Here is a 23,037-nt window from a genome sequence, read left to right on the forward strand (position 1 = left end):
ATTTACCGCCAAAGATAAAACAAATTATTGCTAATTTTGCTGAAATTAAAAACTTAACCTAATGTTTGAATCATCTGAAATAATTTATCAAAACAAAGATTGGATGGCTCTTGTTTTTTTAATTATTTTTTTTGTTTTAACTACGCTTAAAATATTGTTTAATGAAAGATTGTTTAATACAGGAACATTATTTTTCTCTAAAAAATATCTTTCTATTTATTTTAATAAAGAAAAAAGTAATGTATTAAACCTGTTTCAAGCTTTATTTTTTTTAATACAAGTTTTAATACTGTCATTACTATTTTATTTTATTGAGGCACACTATGAGCTTTTTAGAGAGTATTCTAATTTTGAAGCGTATGTATTTATTTTTATAATTATTGCAGACTATTTTTGTTTTAGGTTTTTAATAGGTTTGTTTTTGTCTTATATTCTAGATTTAAAACCTATTTATAATAAAATTTTATATCAAAAGATAAGCTATTTTAATAATGTAGTTTTATGGATATTACCATTTTTAATAGCCACTGCTTACACACCAATTTTAAGAGATTTCTTTTATAATATAACAATTATTTTGTTCATATTTTTATTGATTTTCAGGTATAGTTTAATGATTTACAACAATAAAAACCTCATTTTTAACAACTTGTTTTATTTTATTTTGTACCTTTGCGCACTTGAAATTACACCTTTAGTAATTATTTTAAAATTAACTATTTAAAACAAAATTGAAGTTTATGAAAGTGAAAACAATTTTGGTTTCTCAGCCAGCACCAAAAACTGAAAACTCACCTTATTTAGAATTAATGGAAAAACAAAAAGTTAAAATTGACTTTAGACCATTTATTCATGTAGAAGGAGTGCCAGCAAAAGAGGTAAGGGCTCAAAAAATTGACCTGAAAAATTACACTGCAATTATTTTAACCAGTAGAAATGCGGTTGATAATTTTTTTAGAATTGCAGAAGAAATGCGTTTTAATGTTCCGGATGATATGAAATATTTTTGTGAATCTGAAGCTGTTGCGTATTACTTACAAAAATATGTTGTTTATCGTAAACGTAAAATTTATGTTGGTGAGCGTACATTTATGGATTTGGCTAAAATTATTAAAAAATATAAAGACGAAAAGTTTTTATTACCATCATCTGACAAATTAAAAGATATTGTTCCTGAGACTTTAAATGAAATTGGCGTAAACTGGACCAGAGGTATTTTTTATAGAACTGTTGTAAGTGATTTATCAGATTTGGAGAATGTTTTTTATGATATTTTGGTTTTCTTTAGCCCTTCAGGAATAGATTCATTATTTAAAAATTTCCCTGATTTCAAACAAAACAATACACGAATAGCCGTTTTTGGAAATTCAACTGTAAAAGCAGCAACTGAAGCAGGTTTAAAGTGTAACATAGAAGCTCCAACACCAGAAACACCTTCTATGACAATGGCTTTAGAAAAATATATCTCTGAAGTAAATAAAAAATAATTTTTAATAAATAAAATAAAAAAACCGAGATTAATCTCGGTTTTTTTATGTGAATAAATTAGCAAAAATATCTTCAACCTTTGTAACCTTAACAATTTTAATGGTATAATTAGGTTTACTTATTTTATTAAATTTTGATATAAATATTTTATGAAATCCAAGTTTTTCAGCTTCTAAAATACGTTGCTCTACTCTGTTAACAGGACGTATTTCTCCGGCAAGACCAATTTCGGCAGCAAAACAAAAATCTTGTGGAATTGCCTCATCTTCATTTGATGATAAAATAGCACTTATTACAGCCAAATCTATTGCAGGATCATCAACTTTTATACCTCCCGCAATATTTAAAAACACATCTTTTGCTCCTAATCTAAAACCTGCTCTTTTTTCTAGAACAGCTAAAAGCATGTTCAATCTTTTTAGGTCGTAACCTGTTGCTGATCGTTGAGGTGTGCCATAAACAGCAGTGCTAACCAAGGCTTGCACTTCAATCATTAAAGGTCTAACTCCTTCTAAAGTTGCTGCAATAGCGGTACCACTTAAATCATCTTCTTTTTGAGATATTAATATTTCTGAAGGATTGTCAACTTCACGTAAACCAATGCTTTGCATTTCGTAAATTCCAAGCTCTGAAGTTGATCCAAACCTGTTTTTATTTGCTCTTAAAATTCTATACGTATGATTTCTATCTCCTTCAAATTGCAATACAACATCAACCATATGTTCTAAAATTTTAGGTCCCGCAATATTTCCATCTTTAGTAATATGCCCAATTAAAAGTACCGGTGTAGCAGTTTCTTTAGCAAATTTTATAAGCTCTGCTGTTGTTTCTCTAATTTGTGAAATAGAGCCCGGAGAAGCATCAATATAATCGGTATATAAAGTTTGGATAGAATCAATTACAATAACTTCAGGAGTTACTTCTTCAATAGCTCTAAAAATATTTTGAGTATTAGTTTCAGTTAAAATTAAACAGCTAGTGTTGTTTTTTTGAATACGTTCAGCTCTCATTTTAATTTGAGACTGGCTCTCTTCTCCCGAAACATACAGCACTTTTTTAGGCATTGTTAATGCAATTTGCAACAACAATGTTGATTTTCCAATACCGGGTTCTCCACCTAATAAAAGCATTGATCCTTTTACTAAACCGCCTCCTAATACTCTGTTTAGTTCGTTATTTTTTGTTGAAATTCGGTCTTCTTTATCTAAAGAAATTTCATTTATCGCTAAAGCTTTGTTTGCTTTTTTGATAGATGTTGTTTGTTTCCAGTTTCTTTTCTCCTCTTTTTGAATTACTTCTTCAACAATGGTATTCCATTCATAACACGATTTGCATTGTCCCATCCATTTTGCATATTGAGCACCACAATTTTGGCAAAAAAAAGATGTTTTGGTTTTAGCCATTTTTAAGTTTTATTGTAAAAAGTAAATATAGAAAGAAATACCTGTTATTTTTTGTATTTGTTATAGATTGGTATTAAAAAGAAAGATAAACTTCCAAAAATAATAATCATCAAAGTTTGAGCAGTCCACATTATCCAACCAAAAGCGCGTGCCGGATTGTCTTCAACACTATATAAAATAAGTGCACTTGCTACAAATATTGGATATGTTCCCAAACCTCCGTTGGTTAAAGCCATGCTTAAGCTCCCTACTACAAATCCAACAATAATTGCCGCAAAAGGTAAGTTTGTGGTTTCTGGTAAAGCAAACGTTACTACGTAAAACATAAGTACATACATCACCCAAATAAAAATAGTATGAAAAATGTATTTCCATTTCTTTTTCATGGTTAAAATACTTTTTACTCCTGATATGAGTCCGTTTACAAATGAAATTATTTTTTTTACAAAGGTGTTTTGCGAATTTTTAAAAAACCTGTAAATAAAAAACCCGAGTATAGGAAGTACAACAAAAAAGAATATTTTAGAATAAATACTACTTTCTTTTTCGTTATTAAAAATATAGCTTCCTATTAACTCCGTTTGAAAGAAAAATGCAATTCCAATAGTAAACAACAACATAATTACATCTGTTACTCGTTCAGCAACTATAGTTCCAATTGCTTTTTCAAAAGGAATTTTTTCGTATTTTTTTATGCTTGCTGCTCTGGCAATTTCTCCTGATCGAGGAATAAATAAGTTTAGTAAATAAGCAATTAAAACAGCCATAATGCTATTGACATATTTAGGTTTATAACCCAAAGGTTCTAACAAGAACTGCCAGCGATAAGCTCTGGATAAATGACTTAAAATACCAAAAAGTAACGAAACTGCAACCCACCAATAATTAGCGGTTTTAAACGATTCTTTTATAGATTGAATATCACTTGGTGTAAGTCTGGAAAAAGAGTACCAAATTAAAAAAACTCCCAATGCTATTGGGAGTGTAATGAAACTTATTTTTTTTAAATGCTTATTCAATTTATGTTAATGAATTGTCGTTTTCATTAGGGAAAATAAGCGTTGGTTTAAACGATTTTGCTTCTTCAAAATCCATAATTCCATATGAAATAATGATTACAATATCGCCTTTAGCTACTTTTCGTGCAGCAGGACCGTTTAAAGTTATTTCTCCACTTTTTCTTGGGCCTGGTATTGCATATGTTTCAAGACGCTCTCCATTGTTAATATTTACAATTTGAACTTTTTCTCCTTGAATAATATTAGCAGCCTCCATAAGATCTTCATCAATAGTTACACTGCCGATATACTGTAAATCAGCACCGGTAACTTTAACTCTGTGAATTTTTGATTTTACTACTTCTATTTGCATGGTGCAAAATTAATAATTTTGTGTTAATTAGTTAGTATTTATAAACTTATATTATCAATAAGTCTAATTTTTCCAGCAAAAACGGCTATAAAAGCTCTATACTTTTGCGATGTTTTTTTATTTTCAATTGGTTGAAGGGTTTCTTCATTTGCAATTTCAAAATATTCCAGTTCAAGTAATGGATGTTTTTCAAATTCATTTTTAACCCATTCTGTTACTTCTAATGCATTTTTTATGCCAAACTCAATTTTTGCTTGTTTTAGTGTTTTATAAATAAATGGGGCGGCCTTTCTTTGTTCATATGTCAGTCTACTATTTCTTGAACTCATTGCTAAGCCATCTTCTTCTCTAAATATATCACAGCCAATTATATTTACAGGAATCTGATTTTTTTGCACCATTTTTTTAATGATTTGCAACTGCTGAAAATCTTTTTCGCCAAAATAGGAGTTATCAGGCGTTACAATTTCAAATAAACGTTTAACAATGGTGCCAACGCCGTCAAAATGTCCTTTTCTGAATTTCCCTTCCATTTGATGTTCTAAGCCGTCAAAATCAAACTGTTGAGATTTAATATTATCGGCATAGATTTCTTTTGCTGTAGGAACAAAAACAATATTGCAACCAACAGATTTTAAAAGAGATAAATCTTTATCAATTGTTTTTGGGTAATTTATTAAGTCTTCTTCTTTATCAAACTGAGTGGGATTAACAAAAATACTAACAACTACTATGTTATTCTCAATTTTTGCTTTTTCAATAAGCGATAAATGTCCACGATGTAATGCTCCCATAGTAGGAACAAAGCCTATCTTAGTTCCTTTATTTAAGGAATTTATTTTTTGTTGTACAGATTTTATTTTTGCGAAAACTAACATAACGATTTGTTAATAAACGTTAAAAGCGTGCAAACTTACATTTTTAAAGCTAAATTCTGCATAAATTTTCGTAATTTTGCATATTCTTTATAATAAGAGTTGATATATGAAAGATAAGAGAGTATTGATTGTTTCTTCAGAGGTTGTACCATATTTACCCGAAAATGAATTGTCAACAACTTCATTTGAAGCAGCAAAAATAATTCATAGTAAAGGGGGGCAAACAAGAATTTTTATGCCTCGTTATGGTCTAATTAATGAAAGAAGACATCAATTACACGAAGTGATTCGCTTATCGGGGATGAATTTAGTAATTAATGATATGGATATGCCATTAATTATTAAAGTAGCTTCAATTCCAAAGGAAAGAATGCAGGTTTATTTTATTGACAATGATGAGTATTTTAAAAGAAAAGCTTTATACTCTGATGAAGATAATAATTTATTTGATGATAATGACGAAAGAGCCATATTTTTTGCTAAAGGTGTGGTAGAAACGGTTAAAAAATTAAATTGGTCTCCGGATATTATCCATGTACATGGTTGGATGGCTTCACTTTTGCCACTGTATATCAAAGAATATTATAAAGACAATCCGCTGTTTTCTGAAAGTAAAATAGTTACTTCTTTATACGATAATGGTTTTGAAGGTTCATTAAATGCCACATTTAATGAAAAAGTTAAATTTGATAATATAAATGAATCTAAAATTGAATCACTTACTACTCCAAATTATACAAATATTTTAATAAATGCAATTGAAAATTCTGATGCAGTTATCAAATCGAGCGAAAAGATTCCTGAAGAATTGTCGGCGTTTTTAAAAACAAGTAACAAACCTGTTTTAGAGTACTTTAAAGAAGAAGATCGTAAAGATGCCTATGCAGATTTTTACTTAAACAAAGTTTTATAGCTTAATTATTAAAAAAATCAATAAAAATATATGACAACAAGAGTTGTAGATGCATTAAAATACTTTGGACTATTTTCTTTAGTATTTTTTACCTTAATATCTTGCGAAAAAGAAATCGAAAGTATAGGAGTAAATTTAGTAGATAGCAATAACTTTAGTACCAATAAATTTATTTCAGAAGTTATAACAACTAATATAAATATTGAAAGAGTTCCAACAAATGGTGCACAACAATATTTACTGGGAGTTTATTCTGACAAAGAATTTGGGAAATTAAAAGCATCAATTGTAACACAGTTAAGTTTACCTTTAATTACAGATGAATATACGTATGGTACAAATGCAAAAATAGATTCTGTAATTATGAGTATTCCATACCAATCTACTGCTGAAGATGATTATAGTGATGGAAAACCAAAATTTTCGATTGACTCCGTATTTGGGAATACTGATACAGAATTTCAATTAAATGTTTATGAACTTAAAACATTTTTAAATACATTAGACCCTGAAGACCCAACAAAAAATGCTGTTTATTATTCTGATAAAGTTTTTGAAAAGGGAGAAACTCCTTTTTATTCAGGTAATTTTAAAATAAATCCTGATGATACTGTTTCTTACATAAACAGATATTTAGCCGATGGAAATACTGTTTTTGATAAGGATACAATAAAAGAAGATAGTAAAAAGCCGGTAATCAAATTACCGTTAGATGAAGATATGATTAAACAAATTTTTGTTGATAATGCTAATGATGCCGGATTTGATTCATATAATGATTTTATTCATTATTTTAGAGGATTTTATATTGAAGCTAAAGAATTAACAACTGATAACTCACATTTGATATCTTTAGATATGTCAAATTCTAAAATGACTATTTACTATTCAAATGATGAAGATGAAGCAGCTGAAGAAGATTTAAATGAAAATGGAATTAATGGAGAACAAGGTATTAGAATTAAACATGATTATGAGTTTTCTTTTGGAAGTCTTAAAACAAACGTAATTGAAAGGGATTATACAGTTTCGCATGAAAGTGGAGAAGAAAGACTATACCTTCAAGGAACTGCCGGTTCAATGGCTACAGTAGAATTGTTTAGTAATGAAGATTTAGCTGAATTACAAAATAAAAATTGGTTGATTAATGAAGCAAATTTGAGTTTTTATGTAGATAAAAACGCTTCAAGTGATATTTTGCCAGAGCAATTGTATGTGTATAATTATAGTGATAATGAACAGATTTTAGATATTCTATCAAGCGGAGGCAGTTTATCGTCAATTGGAGGGACTTTAGAAAGAGATGATGATGGTAATCCATATCGATATGTTATCAAAATAACAGATTATATTTCAGAATTATTAAAATCGGATGAACCTCTTGATTTGGTAAAATTAGGAATTAAGGTATATAATCCTGGGGACTTACCAACTGATTATACCGATATAAAAGTTCCTGAATATAGTTGGACTCCGAAAGGTGTTGTTTTATTCGATAATAATACTAATTCAGGAGATAAAAGAGTTAAACTCGAAATATTTTATACAGAATTGAATAATTAAATAGTATGTGCGGAATTGTTGGTTATTTAGGTTTTAGAGAAGCATATCCAATAGTTATTAATGGATTGCAACGTTTAGAATATAGAGGTTATGACAGTGCAGGAATTGTTTTAACATCTAATAAAAATGCGAACCTATTTAAAACAAAAGGAAAAGTATCCGACTTAAAAAAAATAGCTCAAAAAGGGAATGTTGAAGGTAATTTAGGTTTAGGACACACCAGATGGGCAACACATGGTATTCCAAATAAAGAAAATGCACATCCTCAAGTTTCAAATTCAGGAAATTTGGTGATAGTTCATAATGGAATTATTGAAAATTATGTTGCAATAAAAAAAGAACTTTTAAAAAGAGGGTATACCTTTAGTAGTGATACAGATACTGAAGTATTAGTTAATTTAATTGAAGAAGTAAAAAAACAGAATAATTGTAAGTTAGGTAATGCTGTTCAAATGGCACTAACAAGTGTTGTGGGGGCTTATGCAATAGCCATTTTAGATACCACCAATCCAACCGAAATAATTGTTGCTCGTTTAGGTAGTCCAATAGCTATTGGTATAGGTGAAAACAATAAAGAATTCTTTCTTGCTTCTGACGCTTCTCCTTTTATAGAATATACAAAAGATGCTATTTATTTAGATGACGAGGAACTTGCAATAATTAAGTTAGATAGAGATATTAGGGTTAGAAAAATAAATGATGATTCTTTTGTTGAGCCAAATATTCAAGAACTCAAACTTAATTTAGAGCAAATTGAAAAAGATGGATTTGATCATTTTATGCTGAAGGAAATCCACGAACAACCAAATGCAATTTCAGATACTTTTAGAGGAAGACTTTTAGCAGATCAAGGCATTATTAGAATGGGTAGTGTTGATAATAATATTACTAAATTTTTAAATGCAAACAGAATAGTAATTGTAGCTTGCGGAACATCATGGCACGCAGGTTTAGTTGCAGAATATTTATTTGAAGATATAGCACGAATACCTGTTGAAGTCGAATATGCTTCAGAATTTAGATATAGAAATCCAATTATAAATAAAAACGACATAGTTATTGCAATATCTCAGTCTGGAGAAACAGCAGATACTTTAGCTGCAGTTAAATTAGCAAAATCTAAAGGCGCATTTGTTTACGGAATTTGTAATGTTGTTGGTTCTTCAATCGCTAGAGAAACAGATTCGGGTTCATATACACATGCCGGACCAGAGATTGGCGTAGCTTCAACCAAAGCTTTTACAACTCAAATCACGGTGCTTACTTTAATGGCTTTAAAACTAGGACATTTAAAAGGGGAAATATCAAACTCTAAGTTTCATAGTTGTTTGCAAGAAATGAAACTTATTCCGTCTAAAGTAGAAAAATTATTAGGTATCAATGCCGAAGTTGAAAAAATAGCCGCCATTTATAAAGATGCCCCAAATTGTTTGTATTTAGGAAGAGGATATAATTTTCCGGTAGCATTAGAAGGAGCTTTAAAACTTAAGGAAATTTCATATATCCATGCAGAAGGTTATCCTGCCGCAGAAATGAAACACGGGCCAATTGCCTTAATTGATGAATTTATGCCTGTTGTTGTTATTGCAACTAAAAAAGGACATTATGATAAGGTAGTTAGCAATATTCAGGAAATTAAATCTCGTAATGGAAAAATTATAGCAATTGTAACTAAAGGAGATACCATTGTAAAAGATATTGCAGACCACGTAATTGAAATTCCGGAAACAGAAGAAGCTTTTACACCTTTATTAACCACAATACCTTTACAGCTTTTATCGTATCATATTGCTGTAATGAGAGGTTGTAATGTAGATCAGCCTAGGAATCTAGCAAAATCAGTTACGGTAGAATAAAAAGTAACATTTAAATATAAAAAAAGCCAGTTTTTGAAACTGGCTTTTTTTATTTTATAACATCGTGTATCATTGTATGATTTCCGTCATTCCAAAGAGTTAGAATATCTGTTCCTACCTGAGCTCCACTTCCAGCTGCAATTGCATACTGACTGCGCCACCCTGCCAAAATTCCAGCAACATAAATTCCTTCTTCAATTAAATGATTAAAATTTTTAAGCATAATCTTATCTTTTTCAATTGGTAATTGAATATGAGATTCAACATATTGAGTTAAGCCAACTATATCAAACATTTTAGATGGTCCAACAGCAACCACAACTATTTTTGTCTTATAGGAATCCTTGTTTGTTATAACAAGTAATGATTTATCTTCTAAACGTTTAATTTCTACAACTTTTTCTTTATGAATTTGTTCTACATGAGGAAAATCATTAGCTAATTGCTCAAGACCTTCATTTAAAATTTCATTTCCTTTTGTTCCTTTTTTAAAACCTAGCACATTATTTAACTCCGCATTATTTAAAGCAGCACTTTTTTGATGCGCAAAAATTCCAATTTTTTTATCCTTTGCAAACGGTTTATTAACTGCTGATCCTAAAATTAGAGCGCAAGATAAACCTGCTGCACTCCCTCCAATTATTAAAACATCAAATTTTTTCATTTTTTAAGAATTTAGTTAGTGAAATAATCCTTGAATATTTGAGACAAATAATTTTACAGCAATAGCTAACAATACAATTCCAAATATTTTACGAATTACATCAATGCCTGATTTACCGATAAGTTGTTCTATTTTTTTTGATGATTTTAAAACCAAGTAAACAAAAATTGTATTTATAAAGATAGCAATAATTATATTAATTGTTTCAAATTCAGCTTTTAAAGATAATAAAGTTGTCATTGTACCTGCACCTGCAATTAATGGAAAGGCTAAAGGTACCACACTTGCAGTTTCAGGATGTTCATCTTTAAAAAGAGTGATGCCCAAAATCATTTCAAGTGCAAGAAAAAGAATTACTATGGAACCTGCTACTGCAAATGAATGTACATCAATACCTATTAGTTTTAAAATACTTTCACCTACAAATAAAAAAGCAATCATAATTATAATAGCAACAATTGAAGCTTTTTCCGATTGAATATGTCCAACTTTGTTGCGTAACTCTATTATTATTGGAATACTGCCAATAATATCAATTACTGCAAACAATACCATTGTTGCAGTTAAAATTTCTTTAATATCAAATCCCATTGTTTTCATTTTTTAAAATGTTGGCAAAAGTATATAAATCTAATTAAATTAACAGAAAAAATTATGTGAAAAAATAGTTTATTTTTGTAGCATGTTTCAGTTAGGAAAAACCATAGTTTCAGAAGATATTATAGAGAAGGAATTTATCTGTAATTTAGCTGCTTGTAAAGGTAAATGTTGTATAGATGGTGAAGCAGGTGCGCCTTTAGAAGAAAATGAACTTCAAATTCTTTTAGATATTTATCCAAGAGTAAAACCTTTTTTGCGAAAAGAAGGAATTAAAGCTATTGAAGATCAAGGACTCTTTATAACTAATGAAGGGGAGTATGAAACTCCTTTGATTGATGATAAAGATTGCGCTTATGTTATTTTTGACAAGAATAATATAGCTAAATGTGGTATTGAGGAAGCTTACAACCAAGGAGTTATAAAATGGAAAAAACCTATTTCCTGTCATCTTTATCCAATTCGCATTATGGATTACAGCGAATTTTCAGCAGTTAACTATCATAAATGGCCAATTTGTGATGATGCTTGTACTTTAGGAAAAGAATTACAAGTTCCGGTATACAAATTTGTAAAAGAAGCACTAATTAGAAAATTTGGTAAAGATTGGTATGCCGAACTTGAAAGTGTAGCCATAAAATATTGTAAAGAATGAAATAATTATTTAATACGAAGTATCGCCTCAAAAAAGAGTACATTTTTTTGTACTCTTTTTTTATAATCAGTTGTTTTTAATTAATCTCAATAAAACCGGCTTACACAGCTGTTTTTTATTCATAACTACAAGTGTATCAATCAGTTGTATATATTTAATTTTATAAATTTCTCTAGTAATGTTAAAAACTTGTAAGCAAATGTGAATAAGTAAGTCTTTTTTGGTGTTTGTTTTTTTTCAATATTTGTTTTTCCCAATTCTATTAAAAATAACTATTAACTAACAACCCAATTAAAACTCTAATTAATGTCGTTTATTGAGCCTATTTTAAAAGAAAATAAAGATCGATTTGTAATTTTTCCTATTCAACACCAAGATATTTGGGAATGGTATAAAAAGCAAGAAGCCAGTATTTGGACTGCCGAAGAAATTGATTTACATCAAGATGTAATAGATTGGGAATCAAAATTAAATGATGACGAACGTTATTTTATAAAACATGTATTGGCATTTTTTGCTGCTTCAGACGGTATTGTAAATGAAAATTTAGCCGAGAATTTTGTAAGCGAAGTACAATATACTGAAGCTAAATTCTTTTACGGTTTTCAAATAATGATGGAAAATATTCATTCTGAAGTTTATTCATTATTAATTGACACCTATGTTAAAAATGAAGTAGAAAAAAGTCAGTTATTTAAGGCAATAGAAGTTTTTCCTGCCATAAAGGAAAAAGCAGAATGGGCTTTAAAATGGATTGACAGCCCTAATTTTTCTGAACGATTGATTGCATTTGCAGCTGTAGAAGGAATCTTTTTTTCAGGTAGTTTTTGTTCTATATTTTGGTTGAAAAAAAGAGGGCTGATGCCTGGATTAACATTTTCTAACGAACTTATTTCTCGTGATGAAGGATTGCATTGCGATTTTGCAGTGCACTTACACAATAATCATATTGTAAACAAAGTACCTAAAGAACGTATTACTGAAATTTTAACTAATGCTTTAGACATAGAGCGTTCATTTATTACGGAATCTCTTCCTGTTAGTTTAATTGGAATGAACGCAAAATTAATGACACAGTATCTGGAATTTGTAACAGATAGATTATTGGTTGAATTTGGTTGTGAAAAGGTTTATAATTCAACAAATCCTTTTGATTTTATGGAAATGATTTCTTTAGAAGGAAAAACAAACTTTTTTGAGAAACGTGTTTCCGATTATCAAAAAGCAGGCGTTAAAAGTGGTGGTACAGGAAATATAAGTTTCGACGCAGATTTTTAGTGTTATTTAAAAAATAATCATCAATTCAAATTATAACTTTATCATTATTGAGATTTGAATCATTCAAAAATCAATGATATACGTTATGCTTTTGATTTTAAAAGAATTACAAATAAACAAACAAGTATAATTTATGTATGTATTAAAAAGAGACGGAAGAAAAGAGCCTGTGATGTTCGATAAAATCACGGCAAGAGTTAGAAAAATGTGCTATGGTTTAAATAGCCTTGTTGACCCTGTAAAAGTTGCCATGAGAGTTATTGAAGGCTTATACGACGGTGTAACAACCTCTGAGCTTGATAATTTAGCTTCTGAAATTGCAGCAACTATGACAGTCCAACACCCGGATTATGCCAAACTTGCAGCTCGTATTGCCGTATCAAATCTACATAAAAATACTAAAAAAACGTTTTCTGATGTAATGACGGATTTGTACAATTATATAAATCCACGTACAGGAAAAAAAGCACCATTATTATCTGATGAAACCTATAAGATAATTATGAATAATGCTTCAAAATTAGACTCTACAATTATTTATAACAGAGATTTTGGATACGATTACTTTGGCTTTAAAACATTAGAACGCTCGTATCTGTTAAAAATTAACGGTCAAATAGCTGAACGACCACAGCACATGTTAATGCGTGTTGCAGTAGGAATTCATCAAAATGATATTGATGAAGCTATTGAAACATACGAATTAATGTCTAAAAAAATATTTACACACGCCACACCAACTCTTTTTAATGCAGGAACTCCAAAACCTCAAATGTCATCGTGTTTTTTACTGCAAGTTCAAGACGATAGTATTGATGGAATTTATGACACTTTAAAACAAACGGCTAAAATATCGCAATCTGCCGGTGGTATTGGTTTATCAATTCATAATGTACGAGCAACGGGCTCTTATATTAGAGGAACTAACGGTACTTCAAATGGAATTGTACCCATGCTAAAAGTATTTAATGATACAGCTCGTTATGTTGATCAGGGTGGAGGTAAACGCAAAGGTTCTTTTGCAATTTATATGGAACCTTGGCATGCTGATGTTTTTGAATTTTTAGACTTGCGCAAAAATACCGGAGCTGAAGAAATGCGCGCACGTGATTTGTTTTACGCTATGTGGATTCCTGATTTATTTATGAAACGTGTTGAGGAAGATGGAGAGTGGACATTGATGTGTCCGAATGAATGTCCTCATTTGTTTGATACTTATGGAGATGAGTTTGAGAAATTATATACAGGTTACGAAAAAGTTGGAAAAGGACGCAAAACAATAAAAGCACGTGAACTTTGGGAAAAGATTTTAGAAGCTCAAATAGAAACGGGTAATCCTTATATGTTGTATAAAGATGCGGCTAACCGTAAATCTAATCAAAAGAATTTAGGAACTATCCGTTCATCAAACTTGTGTACTGAAATTATGGAATATACAGCAAAAGATGAAGTTGCTGTATGTAATTTAGCTTCAATTGCAATTCCTATGTTTGTAGAGCAAAATGAGAAGGGTGTTAAATTCTTTAATCATCAAAAATTATTTGAAGTTACCAAAAAAGTTACCAGAAATTTAGATACAGTAATTGACCAAAATTATTATCCTGTGGTAGAAGCTGAAAATTCGAATTTAAGGCATAGACCAATAGGACTGGGAATTCAAGGATTAGCAGATGCATTTATATTATTACGTTTACCTTTTACAAGTGATGAGGCCAAAAAATTAAATCAAGAAATTTTTGAAACCATTTATTTTGCTGCTGTAACGTCATCAATGGAAGTTGCTAAAATAAAAGAACCTTATTCAACCTTTAAAGGTTCTCCTATTTCACAAGGAGAATTTCAATTTAACATGTGGGGAGTTTCAGAAGACGATTTAAGCGGAAGATGGGATTGGAAATCATTACGTAAAGATGTGATGACGTACGGAGTTAGAAATTCATTATTGGTAGCCCCTATGCCTACAGCTTCAACATCGCAAATTTTAGGAAATAATGAAGCTTTTGAGCCTTACACCTCAAACATATACACTAGAAGAGTATTAAGTGGTGAGTTTATTGTGGTAAATAAACATTTGTTAGAAGATTTAGTAGAGTTGGGTTTATGGAATAATGATATGAAAGAGGATATTATGCGCGCTAACGGTTCAATTCAACATATTGAAGAAATTCCACAAAACTTAAAAGATTTATACAAAACAGTTTGGGAAATGAGTATGAAAGATATAATAGACATGTCTCGCCAAAGAGGTTATTTTATTGATCAATCCCAATCGTTAAATCTATTTATGCAAGATGCCAATTATGCTAAATTAACATCAATGCATTTTTATGCTTGGAAATCAGGTTTAAAAACAGGGATGTATTACTTACGTACTAAAAGTGCTGTAAATGCAATACAGTTTACTGTGTCTAATAAGAAAAAAGAAGAAGAAAAACCTCTTTCTCCTGAAGAATTAAAGCAAATGATTATGCAATCAAAAGATAACCCTGATGATTGTTTAATGTGTGGTTCGTAAAACAATAAATAATTAACCCTATTTTTAAACAAGCCCTAACTTTTATAATTAAAAGTTAGGGCTTGTTTTTAGTAAAAAGTTTAATTTTACAGTTAATTGCAATCATTAATTCTGGCTGTTAAACAATTCGCCATTGTTAACATTAATTTAATATATACTACTTATAATGAAAGTAATTTTGCATAACAAATTTTAAATACAAAATGGGAGATATTTACATTTTAATGCTTGTAGCTCTTACGGTACTTGCAGTAATCGATTTAGTTGTTGGAGTTAGTAATGATGCAGTAAATTTTTTAAATTCGGCAATAGGTTCCAAAGCAGTTTCAATACGTACACTTATGATAGTGGCAAGTATTGGAATTTTTTTTGGTGCAGTTTTTTCAAGTGGAATGATGGAAGTTGCCAGAAAAGGAATTTTTGTACCTAGCCAATTCTATTTTAATGAAATCATGATCATTTTTATGGCTGTGATGATTACAGATGTTATACTGTTAGATTTGTTTAACACCCTTGGTATGCCAACATCTACTACTGTATCTATAGTATTTGAATTATTAGGTGCTGCTGTAGCAATGGCTTTAATTAAAATAGGCGGTTCTGATACAGAAACTATGGCTAATTTAGGAAAATACATTAATTCTGAAAGTGCATTGTTGATTATATCAGGGATATTATTATCTGTTGTAATAGCTTTTACAGTAGGAGCCATTGTTCAATATTTTACACGATTAATTTTTACATTTCATTATGAAAAAAGAATGAAATATTTTGGAGCTATTTTTGGTGGTTTAGCTTTAACCGCTATAACATACTTTATATTCATGAAAGGATTAGGCGGAACACCATTTTATGATGATATCAAGCATTTATTGGTTGGAAATGAATTTATCATTATTGGAATTAGTTTCGTTTTTTGGTTGATTGTTTCTCAACTTTTTTCAATCCTGTTCAAAAAGAATATACTTGTTTTAGTTATTCTTGTTGGAACTTTTGGACTTGCATTAGCTTTTGCAGGAAATGATTTGGTAAATTTTATTGGGGTACCAATGGCTGCCTTACATTCTTATAGAGCATGGAGTGTTTCGGGTATTGAAGCAACTGAATTATCAATGGGAGTTTTGGCTCAAAAAGTACCAACAGAGTCTTTACTATTATTTATAGCAGGAGCAATAATGGTTGTGACATTATGGTTATCTAAAAAAGCTAGAAGTGTAACAGAAACAGAAATTGGTTTAGCAAGACAAGGTGACGGACATGAAAAATTTCAACCCAACTTCTTTTCAAGACTTATTGTAAGAGGTTCAGTAAATATTTCACAAGCTTTTAAATTTATAATTCCTAACTCTGTTGTAGATAAAATTGATCAGCAGTTTCAAAAACCTGTAGTTACATTACCAAAAGATAAAGAGTACGAATTACCGGCTTTTGATATGATAAGAGCTTCAGTTAATTTAATGGTCGCAGGTATATTAATTTCTATAGCAACATCCTTTAAATTACCATTATCTACAACATATGTAACTTTTATGGTGGCAATGGGTACATCTTTAGCCGATAGAGCTTGGGACAGAGAAAGTGCAGTTTATAGAGTTGCCGGAGTTGTAAATGTTATTTTAGGATGGTTCTCTACTGCTATAATTGCTTTTTTAGCATCAGCTACATTTGCGTACTTAATTTATTTGGGAGGAGGTATTGTAATTGCCTTATCACTTATTTTAGTTGGATTTTTATTGGTAAGAGGTTATTTGGTTCATTCTAGAAAACTAAAAGAAAAAAATAAAAAGCGCTATATGAAAAGAGCCGAATTAATTACTATAAGTGGTGTAATTGAAGAAAGTTCAGGTCATATTTCAGAAGTTATTAAACGTGTAAATAAGCTATATACAAGTGTTGTTGATGATTTAGCATCACATGATTTAAATAAATTAGCAAAAACCGAAAAACATGTAAAGAAACTTAATAAAGAAGTGAATGAACTAAAAGAAGATGTTTTTTACTTTATCAAATCTTTAGATGATGCTTCTGTTAAAGCCAGTAGATTTTATATTTTAGTTTTAGGGTACTTACAAGATGTAACACAATCTATAGAGTACATATCTTCTTCAAGTTTTAGGCATGTTAATAATCATCATAAAAATTTAAAGAAAAGTCAGATTAACGACTTAAAATCTATTAATGAAAAACTAAAAGAACTATTTGATCAGATAGAGATTGATTTTAGCGAAAAATCCTTCCAAGATTTATCTAGAATTCTTGAAGAAAAGCAAGAGTTACTTAATCATGTTTCTGAATCTATTGATAATCAAATTGGAAGAATTAGAACAGAAGAAACAAGTCCAAAAAATACCACTTTGTATTTTGGAATTTTACTAGAAACTAAAGATCTAATTTCTGCTTTAATGAACTTATTGCAACTATACCATGAGTTTTATGTTCTTGAAAAGAAAAAGTTGGGGAATAACTAAAAAAACTACAACAGTATAAATAAAAAAGCCTTCAAATTTTTGAAGGTTTTTTTTATTTCCTATGGTGTAAAAACTATTTTTTTATAAGTATTAATAGCGATTCTTAACTTAAATTTTATGTTAACAAATACATATATTTTAAAAAACCAAATTTTTAAGCATTAAACAATTTTGACATAATATACTGTGTATCAAAACATTAAATATTATAATAAAAAATTTAATGTAAACTTAACGTTAAGAAAGGATTAAGTAAAGGTAAATTATATACATTTGTTATGTAGTTCAAAATTAGTATTAACTTAAAACCAAAAGGTATGAAAGCATTAATAAACATAGTAGTATTGTTATTCTGTGTAACAGCATTTTCACAAGAGCAAAAGGTAGATTATAAAAAAATTGAAGATAATATGGTAAAAGCTACGTATTATTTTGCAGATAACAGTAATGTAATTGAACGTGAAGGGTTTTTTAATAGTGAAGGGAAGTTACATGGTACTTGGATAAGTTATGATTTACAAGGAAATAAAACAGCAATTGCAAATTATAAAAATGGAGTAAAAGATGGTGTATGGACTTACTTTAAAAAAGATAAAATTAGTTTAGTTACTTATAAAGAAAATAAGATAACAAATGTTGAAGAAAAAGCAGTTGCTTTTAACTAAAACAACAAAGTGTTGTGCAAAAAATAAAAGAGGCTCATTTGAGCCTCTTTTATTATATAAAAAACATTAAATTTAAATTGTTATTCAACTGTCCAACCAGCTCCCCAGCTATCATAATCTGTTCCAGTACCATTACCATCACCTGAAATTAAATCAGCTTCAGTAAAATCAAAGCCAGTATTATTACTCATTTTTACAGTAACATTTGTAAAAGTTACATCAACTATTTGTAAAAGATCATCAACAACACCTTGACCGGTTGGGTTATCAGTAGCATCTCCATCTAATTTAATAGCTTCTTCATAGTTTTCAATAAGAATATTTGTAAAAACCCCTTGAGTTCCAGCTCTTAAGTGCATAGCAGAACCTCCATTTCCAACAATAGTAACATCACTTACAGTTGGAGCAGAGAAATATATTGGATTGGAGTTATTACCTATATCAGTATTATAACCGTCACATTCAAAAGCTTTGTCGTGATCAGCACCATGCTTTACGTAAGCGTTAGTGATAGTTCCTGAGTAACCTTCAGTCCAGTCGATAGAATCATCTCCTGCATTTACAACTGAAACATAATTTACATTAACAGTTCCTCCAAAAAATTCAACACCATCATCTAAACCTTCAAACATTTGAATGTACTCTACAGTAGTACCATTACCTACTCCATAAAAAGAAAATCCATTGTTTTCTGATTGTCCATCAGCTTTACCTCCGGAATATTGTACACGTACGTAACGGATAGTTCCTGAGTTATCAGTTGCATCAGTTCCTCCGTAAGGTAATTGTCCTATTTCAGAAGTTGCAGTACCTTCAGCAACTGAATTTATTGGAGCTTTTCCTAAAATAATTAATCCACCCCAATCACCTGCTTTTGGTGTAGTAGAGTTAGAAGTCATAATAATTGGTTTGTCTTTAGTTCCTTCAGCAATTATTTTAGCTCCTTGAGCGATAGCTATATAAACATCAGAACCAGCAGCTAAAGCTTTAATAGTAGTTCCTTCTTCAATGGTTAAAGTTGTACCTTGCTCCATAATAAAAGGACCTTTTACTGTATATTCATTTTTAGCTTCCAGTGTTAAATCACTAGTTTGTGAACCTACAAGGTCTATTTTTTCCACTGCATCTGGGTCAGTTTCGCCACCACCAGTAGTGTTATTATTAGTAGTAGAAGTTGTTGAATTGTCCGTGTTGTTGATTATGATGTCAGACGTATCGTCTTCACCACATGAAATTAATAGCATTGATGCTATAGCTAAAGTTAAAAAAGTATTCTTCATTGTTTTTAATTTGTTTAATTGTTTATATTTTGATTTTTAAAATTTATACTTGAATTGCAGTCCGAAATCAATTCCGCGTTTATACCTTTCAAGTATTATTTCCTCTTTGTTTGTAATTTCTCTTATAATATCAATTTTTGGGTCTAATATATTTTTTGCTTTTAAGTTTAATTCTATATGTTCTCCAATTTCATTTTTCCAAACAAAATCTAATGTTGTAAACCCTTTTTCAATTTTATTTCCTAATTGTCCGGAACCTAAAGCGTAAATTCTATCAGAAAAGTAATTGGCAATTACGTTAATGGTTGGTTTAACTTTTTCACCAAAGTTTGGTGTAAAGTTTAAATCGGCATTAATTAACAAAGGAGAAGCACCTTGTAATTCTTCATTCTTTTTATTAAATGATGTACTGTAAGCACCTTGTATTGTACTGTATAAATCCTGATCGGTATACATATAAGAAACATTGAAACCTCCTGATAAAATTGATTCCTCATCACTATTTCTTAAAATATCTTTCTTTACCTCAACTTCAACACCATAAACTTCTGCTTTTTTACCTGTTCTAAAGAAACGTTGTGTACCTGTTGCATCATTAGCAACAACCAAGTTTACCGGGTCTTTAATTTCTTTTGCAAAACCCGCTACCGAAAATAATTCTCCTCTACTTATAAACCACTCAAATTTTAAGTCTAGATTTAAAACTTTTGAGTATGAAACATTTTTTACATTAGTATACTCTATTCCTTCCTGGTGGCCAAGCAAATCCGGATTACCTCCTAATCTTGAAGTTACACCTTCATATACATAAGGAGCCATTTCTTTGAATTCAGGGAATGATGCTGTATTACTGTATGAAAATCTTAAATTGATATCGTCTGATAATGCGTATTTAATATTTAATGTAGGTAATATTATTTCTTCGGTAGCTTCAACTTCACCGGGATTTTTGAGTACGTTTATAACATCGTAATTAATTTTTTGGTTAAACCATTCCGATCTTACACCCGGAACAAATAACCATTTATCTCCTAAAGTTAATTCTAAAGATGTGTAAGCAGATATTACATTTAGCTCACCTTTATACGTATTTTCTAATTTACCGGGATTGTTTGTAGGTCCTATAAAGAAAATTCCTTCTCCTTCCGGATATAAAGCTCTAAACACATCGGTTTCATAAACTCCATTAGCCCAACTTCTGTAATTAAAGATTGAATTGAATCTGTCCGGATTAATATCAATGGTATTATCCATATTTTTATAACCGTATCTTATGTTTTCAAAATCACGTTCTTTAGTTCTTCCGTTAAAACCTAAATTAAGTTTAGTAGCGTCAGTTATATTATATTTTAAATTGAATCTGCCATTAAACTCTTCATCAATAATTTTTTCAAAATAGCGTTGGTTATCAAATGAATTATTAGTGTAAAAAGAAGCTCCGGTAGTAGGATCGTTATCTAATTCGTAGCTATATTCCACTAATGAGATACGTTTTCTGTCCGGTTCATGAGAATAAACATTGTTATAGCCTAAGCCCCAGTCAATTTCAAACATATTATCATTTATTTTGTGATTACCGGTAAGTTGGTTCACAAAAACAAGATCTTGATTAAATTGAACATTCATCTGGTAAAAACCACCATCAACAGCATCTTTATCAGAACCAAGTCCTTTTACACCGTAATATCCAACTTCATCTTTTGAACTATTTATAAACAATGAATTATAAGATAATTTATTGTCGCTATTAATTTTGTATAAAATGTTACCCATAGCAGTTGTATTTGTTGAGTAACTATACTTTTCTACATTTGGAAATGATCTTTTTAGAACGTTTGTATAATCATTTTCAATACCGTCAGAATAAACATAGCCATTCCCAAATGAACCGGTAATAAATAAACTTAAGCGCCCATCATCACCAACATCGAATGATTTTCCTGCCGATAAGCTTACACCTGTATTTATTGGTTCTCCTCCATTTACAGGATCTACACCATGAGAAAGCACAATTGCATACGGATTATGATTATATCTACCATAAAAACCAAAAAAGCCAGTACCGGAACTTTTCACAAAGTCTTTATCTACAGCTTTAGAGTTGATACCAACATCAACACCGGCATCAATAAAACCATCTCCTGTATATTCTTTTGAAGTAATATCTACATTACCTGCTGCAAAGTCTGAATAAAAATTAGAAGAATATGCTTTACTTACTGAAACGTTTTGTATAACATCTGAAGTAAATAAATCTAAATCAATATTCTTTTTATTGATATTGTTAGATGGCATAGATAAACCATTTAAAGTTGTATTTAAATATCTGTCGCCCAAACCACGTACATAAACGTTGCTCGACCCTTCTTTTGAGATACCTGAAATTTTAGTTATGGCAGTAGCTGCATCACTAACACCTTTACGTGTTAATTCTTCAGCTCCAATGCTTTGTTTAATTGCAACAGCCTTTTTTTGTTCGGTTAATAATGCAGTTTCAGATTCTTTTTTTGTAGTTGCTTGAATCTCAACTTCATTTAATGAAACACCTTCACTAGCACTTAAAGTTTGATTAATTTTGGTTGTTTCTCCTGATTTTACTACTACATTTGGCACTTCAATAGTTTTATATCCTATAAAGCTAAAAACCAAAGTGTATGTTCCGGGATCAACTTGAAAGGAATATGTTCCTTCAAATTCAGTTGTTGTACCTATTGATGTTCCTTTTATAAAAACATTTGCAAAAGGTAAAGGGGCATTTGCCGCTTCTTTATCATATACTGTCCCTGAAATAGTTCCTTTGGATTGTCCGAAAGTTAGTGTAGTAATAAGTAGTAATAGAATTACGATTATTGTTTTATTCATTTTAGGTTTTATTTCTTACGGCAAAGAAATTGTAACAAAGTAAATGAAAGGTTAATCGGTTGTTATATAATGTTAACAATAATGTTAAGTTAATGTTAATCTGTAAAATCAAAAAAGTATGTCTAATACTTGTATTTAATGAAAAAAATTAATTTAATTTATTTCTCAAAAAAATTGTTTGAAGAAATATCAGAATTCATCTCTAAAGCAATTAGCTTTTGATTAAATTTTAAAGGTTGGTTTGAAGTAACAATTACGTTAGAAACTTCAGTAGTTTTATAACCAATAAAACTTATAATTAAAGTGTATTTGCCCGGTTTTAAATTTAAAGAAAATGTCCCGTCAATTTCGGAAGTTGTTGATATAGATGTATCTTTTACTGAAATGTCAGCAAAAGCTAAAGGGTTTTCTTCATTTTCACTGTCAAGTATTACACCTTCAATTTTACCATTTCTATTTGAATCAGAAAAAAAGGAATCAACCTTAAAAGATTGCCCAAAAAATTGTGTGCTTGTAAATAATAAAATGGTAAAAAGTATTACTCTCATTAAATGGTAAATTAAATGTTTACAAAAATAAGT

At 29.9% G+C, this 23,037-nt stretch carries 19 protein-coding genes; 10 read left to right on the plus strand and 9 right to left on the minus strand.

What is annotated here, in order from left to right; all coding sequences use genetic code 11:
- Positions 1-61 precede the first annotated feature (61 nt).
- Both HGB55_RS03540 and HGB55_RS03545 read left to right on the plus strand, forming a co-directional pair.
- Complete coding sequence (locus tag HGB55_RS03540; protein ID WP_168814703.1) at positions 62-724, plus strand: DUF4271 domain-containing protein; 663 nt, start codon at positions 62-64, stop codon at positions 722-724.
- A gap of 16 nt (positions 725-740) precedes the next feature.
- The gene (locus tag HGB55_RS03545; protein ID WP_168814705.1) at positions 741-1,487 is read left to right on the plus strand and encodes a uroporphyrinogen-III synthase; all 747 of its coding nucleotides are present in this window, start codon (positions 741-743) and stop codon (positions 1,485-1,487) included.
- Positions 1,488-1,532: 45 nt separating this feature from the next.
- Here the strand turns inward: HGB55_RS03545 and radA are convergent, their stop codons facing one another.
- Genes radA through panC form a run of 4 tightly spaced genes read right to left on the minus strand, consistent with a single transcriptional unit; the run spans position 1,533 to position 5,140 of the window.
- On the minus strand, positions 1,533-2,891 hold the full coding sequence (gene radA, locus HGB55_RS03550; protein WP_168814707.1) for a DNA repair protein RadA: 1,359 nt from the start codon (positions 2,889-2,891) through the stop codon (positions 1,533-1,535).
- 44 nt (positions 2,892-2,935) lie between these two features.
- Positions 2,936-3,910, minus strand: coding sequence for a lysylphosphatidylglycerol synthase transmembrane domain-containing protein (locus tag HGB55_RS03555; RefSeq protein ID WP_168814709.1), 975 nt, complete (start codon positions 3,908-3,910; stop codon positions 2,936-2,938).
- A 1-nt stretch (position 3,911) separates the two neighbouring features.
- Complete coding sequence (gene panD / locus HGB55_RS03560; RefSeq protein ID WP_168814711.1) at positions 3,912-4,262, minus strand: aspartate 1-decarboxylase; 351 nt, start codon at positions 4,260-4,262, stop codon at positions 3,912-3,914.
- A 38-nt stretch (positions 4,263-4,300) separates the two neighbouring features.
- Entirely contained in the window at positions 4,301-5,140 is an 840-nt protein-coding gene (gene panC / locus HGB55_RS03565; RefSeq protein ID WP_168814713.1) for a pantoate--beta-alanine ligase, read from the minus strand.
- A 106-nt stretch (positions 5,141-5,246) separates the two neighbouring features.
- Between panC and HGB55_RS03570 the strand changes: the two genes are divergently transcribed.
- The 3 genes from HGB55_RS03570 to glmS are packed head-to-tail and all read left to right on the plus strand — an operon-like array spanning position 5,247 to position 9,472.
- Positions 5,247-6,053: a glycogen/starch synthase gene (locus HGB55_RS03570; RefSeq protein ID WP_168814715.1), complete on the plus strand. Its 807-nt coding sequence runs from the start codon at positions 5,247-5,249 to the stop codon at positions 6,051-6,053.
- 30 nt (positions 6,054-6,083) lie between these two features.
- Positions 6,084-7,616, plus strand: coding sequence for a DUF4270 domain-containing protein (locus HGB55_RS03575; protein ID WP_168814717.1), 1,533 nt, complete (start codon positions 6,084-6,086; stop codon positions 7,614-7,616).
- A gap of 5 nt (positions 7,617-7,621) precedes the next feature.
- Complete coding sequence (gene glmS, locus HGB55_RS03580) at positions 7,622-9,472, plus strand: glutamine--fructose-6-phosphate transaminase (isomerizing) (protein ID WP_168814719.1); 1,851 nt, start codon at positions 7,622-7,624, stop codon at positions 9,470-9,472.
- Between the two features lie 49 nt (positions 9,473-9,521).
- Here the strand turns inward: glmS and HGB55_RS03585 are convergent, their stop codons facing one another.
- Together HGB55_RS03585 and HGB55_RS03590 are read right to left on the minus strand one after the other, a co-directional pair.
- Positions 9,522-10,136 (minus strand): NAD(P)/FAD-dependent oxidoreductase, encoded by a 615-nt coding sequence (locus HGB55_RS03585; protein WP_168814721.1) that lies wholly within the window; start codon positions 10,134-10,136, stop codon positions 9,522-9,524.
- Positions 10,137-10,151: 15 nt separating this feature from the next.
- Positions 10,152-10,727: a MarC family protein gene (locus tag HGB55_RS03590; protein WP_168814844.1), complete on the minus strand. Its 576-nt coding sequence runs from the start codon at positions 10,725-10,727 to the stop codon at positions 10,152-10,154.
- A 91-nt stretch (positions 10,728-10,818) separates the two neighbouring features.
- On the opposite strand from HGB55_RS03590, the gene HGB55_RS03595 reads away from it, so the two are divergent.
- The 5 genes from HGB55_RS03595 (at position 10,819) to HGB55_RS03615 (ending at position 18,314) form a co-directional block, all read left to right on the plus strand.
- Positions 10,819-11,388 (plus strand): DUF3109 family protein, encoded by a 570-nt coding sequence (locus tag HGB55_RS03595; RefSeq protein WP_168814723.1) that lies wholly within the window; start codon positions 10,819-10,821, stop codon positions 11,386-11,388.
- Between the two features lie 306 nt (positions 11,389-11,694).
- Positions 11,695-12,666, plus strand: a complete 972-nt coding sequence (locus HGB55_RS03600) for a ribonucleotide-diphosphate reductase subunit beta (protein WP_168814725.1) — start codon at positions 11,695-11,697, stop codon at positions 12,664-12,666.
- Between the two features lie 133 nt (positions 12,667-12,799).
- Positions 12,800-15,181, plus strand: a complete 2,382-nt coding sequence (locus tag HGB55_RS03605; protein WP_168814727.1) for a ribonucleoside-diphosphate reductase subunit alpha — start codon at positions 12,800-12,802, stop codon at positions 15,179-15,181.
- A 203-nt stretch (positions 15,182-15,384) separates the two neighbouring features.
- Positions 15,385-17,649 (plus strand): inorganic phosphate transporter, encoded by a 2,265-nt coding sequence (locus tag HGB55_RS03610; RefSeq protein ID WP_168814729.1) that lies wholly within the window; start codon positions 15,385-15,387, stop codon positions 17,647-17,649.
- 317 nt (positions 17,650-17,966) lie between these two features.
- Positions 17,967-18,314, plus strand: coding sequence for a membrane-binding protein (locus HGB55_RS03615; protein WP_168814730.1), 348 nt, complete (start codon positions 17,967-17,969; stop codon positions 18,312-18,314).
- Between the two features lie 80 nt (positions 18,315-18,394).
- Here the strand turns inward: HGB55_RS03615 and HGB55_RS03620 are convergent, their stop codons facing one another.
- The 3 genes from HGB55_RS03620 to HGB55_RS03630 form a co-directional block, all read right to left on the minus strand.
- A complete protein-coding gene (locus tag HGB55_RS03620) occupies positions 18,395-19,594 on the minus strand; it encodes a multidrug transporter (protein WP_168814731.1) in 1,200 nt (399 codons plus the stop codon).
- A 36-nt stretch (positions 19,595-19,630) separates the two neighbouring features.
- Positions 19,631-22,456 carry a TonB-dependent receptor gene (locus HGB55_RS03625; protein WP_168814732.1) on the minus strand — a complete coding sequence of 942 codons (2,826 nt, stop codon included), beginning with the start codon at positions 22,454-22,456 and terminating at the stop codon, positions 19,631-19,633.
- A 158-nt stretch (positions 22,457-22,614) separates the two neighbouring features.
- The gene (locus HGB55_RS03630; protein ID WP_168814733.1) at positions 22,615-23,004 is read right to left on the minus strand and encodes a carboxypeptidase-like regulatory domain-containing protein; all 390 of its coding nucleotides are present in this window, start codon (positions 23,002-23,004) and stop codon (positions 22,615-22,617) included.
- Between the last annotated feature and the right edge of the window lie 33 nt (positions 23,005-23,037).

Source organism: Lutibacter sp. B1 (assembly GCF_012524075.1).
Taxonomy (GTDB): Bacteria; Bacteroidota; Bacteroidia; order Flavobacteriales; family Flavobacteriaceae; genus Lutibacter.

Bases quoted from the DNA above. Each gene is read 5' to 3' on its own strand.
- HGB55_RS03540 (WP_168814703.1), top strand. From the start codon at position 62: ATGTTTGAATCATCTGAAATAATTTATCAAAACAAAGATTGGATGGCT.
- HGB55_RS03545 (WP_168814705.1), top strand. From the start codon at position 741: ATGAAAGTGAAAACAATTTTGGTTTCTCAGCCAGCACCAAAAACTGAA.
- radA (WP_168814707.1), bottom strand. From the start codon at position 2,891: ATGGCTAAAACCAAAACATCTTTTTTTTGCCAAAATTGTGGTGCTCAA.
- panD (WP_168814711.1), bottom strand. From the start codon at position 4,262: ATGCAAATAGAAGTAGTAAAATCAAAAATTCACAGAGTTAAAGTTACC.
- panC (WP_168814713.1), bottom strand. From the start codon at position 5,140: ATGTTAGTTTTCGCAAAAATAAAATCTGTACAACAAAAAATAAATTCC.
- HGB55_RS03570 (WP_168814715.1), top strand. From the start codon at position 5,247: ATGAAAGATAAGAGAGTATTGATTGTTTCTTCAGAGGTTGTACCATAT.
- HGB55_RS03575 (WP_168814717.1), top strand. From the start codon at position 6,084: ATGACAACAAGAGTTGTAGATGCATTAAAATACTTTGGACTATTTTCT.
- glmS (WP_168814719.1), top strand. From the start codon at position 7,622: ATGTGCGGAATTGTTGGTTATTTAGGTTTTAGAGAAGCATATCCAATA.
- HGB55_RS03585 (WP_168814721.1), bottom strand. From the start codon at position 10,136: ATGAAAAAATTTGATGTTTTAATAATTGGAGGGAGTGCAGCAGGTTTA.
- HGB55_RS03590 (WP_168814844.1), bottom strand. From the start codon at position 10,727: ATGGGATTTGATATTAAAGAAATTTTAACTGCAACAATGGTATTGTTT.
- HGB55_RS03595 (WP_168814723.1), top strand. From the start codon at position 10,819: ATGTTTCAGTTAGGAAAAACCATAGTTTCAGAAGATATTATAGAGAAG.
- HGB55_RS03600 (WP_168814725.1), top strand. From the start codon at position 11,695: ATGTCGTTTATTGAGCCTATTTTAAAAGAAAATAAAGATCGATTTGTA.
- HGB55_RS03605 (WP_168814727.1), top strand. From the start codon at position 12,800: ATGTATGTATTAAAAAGAGACGGAAGAAAAGAGCCTGTGATGTTCGAT.
- HGB55_RS03610 (WP_168814729.1), top strand. From the start codon at position 15,385: ATGGGAGATATTTACATTTTAATGCTTGTAGCTCTTACGGTACTTGCA.
- HGB55_RS03615 (WP_168814730.1), top strand. From the start codon at position 17,967: ATGAAAGCATTAATAAACATAGTAGTATTGTTATTCTGTGTAACAGCA.
- HGB55_RS03620 (WP_168814731.1), bottom strand. From the start codon at position 19,594: ATGAAGAATACTTTTTTAACTTTAGCTATAGCATCAATGCTATTAATT.
- HGB55_RS03625 (WP_168814732.1), bottom strand. From the start codon at position 22,456: ATGAATAAAACAATAATCGTAATTCTATTACTACTTATTACTACACTA.
- HGB55_RS03630 (WP_168814733.1), bottom strand. From the start codon at position 23,004: ATGAGAGTAATACTTTTTACCATTTTATTATTTACAAGCACACAATTT.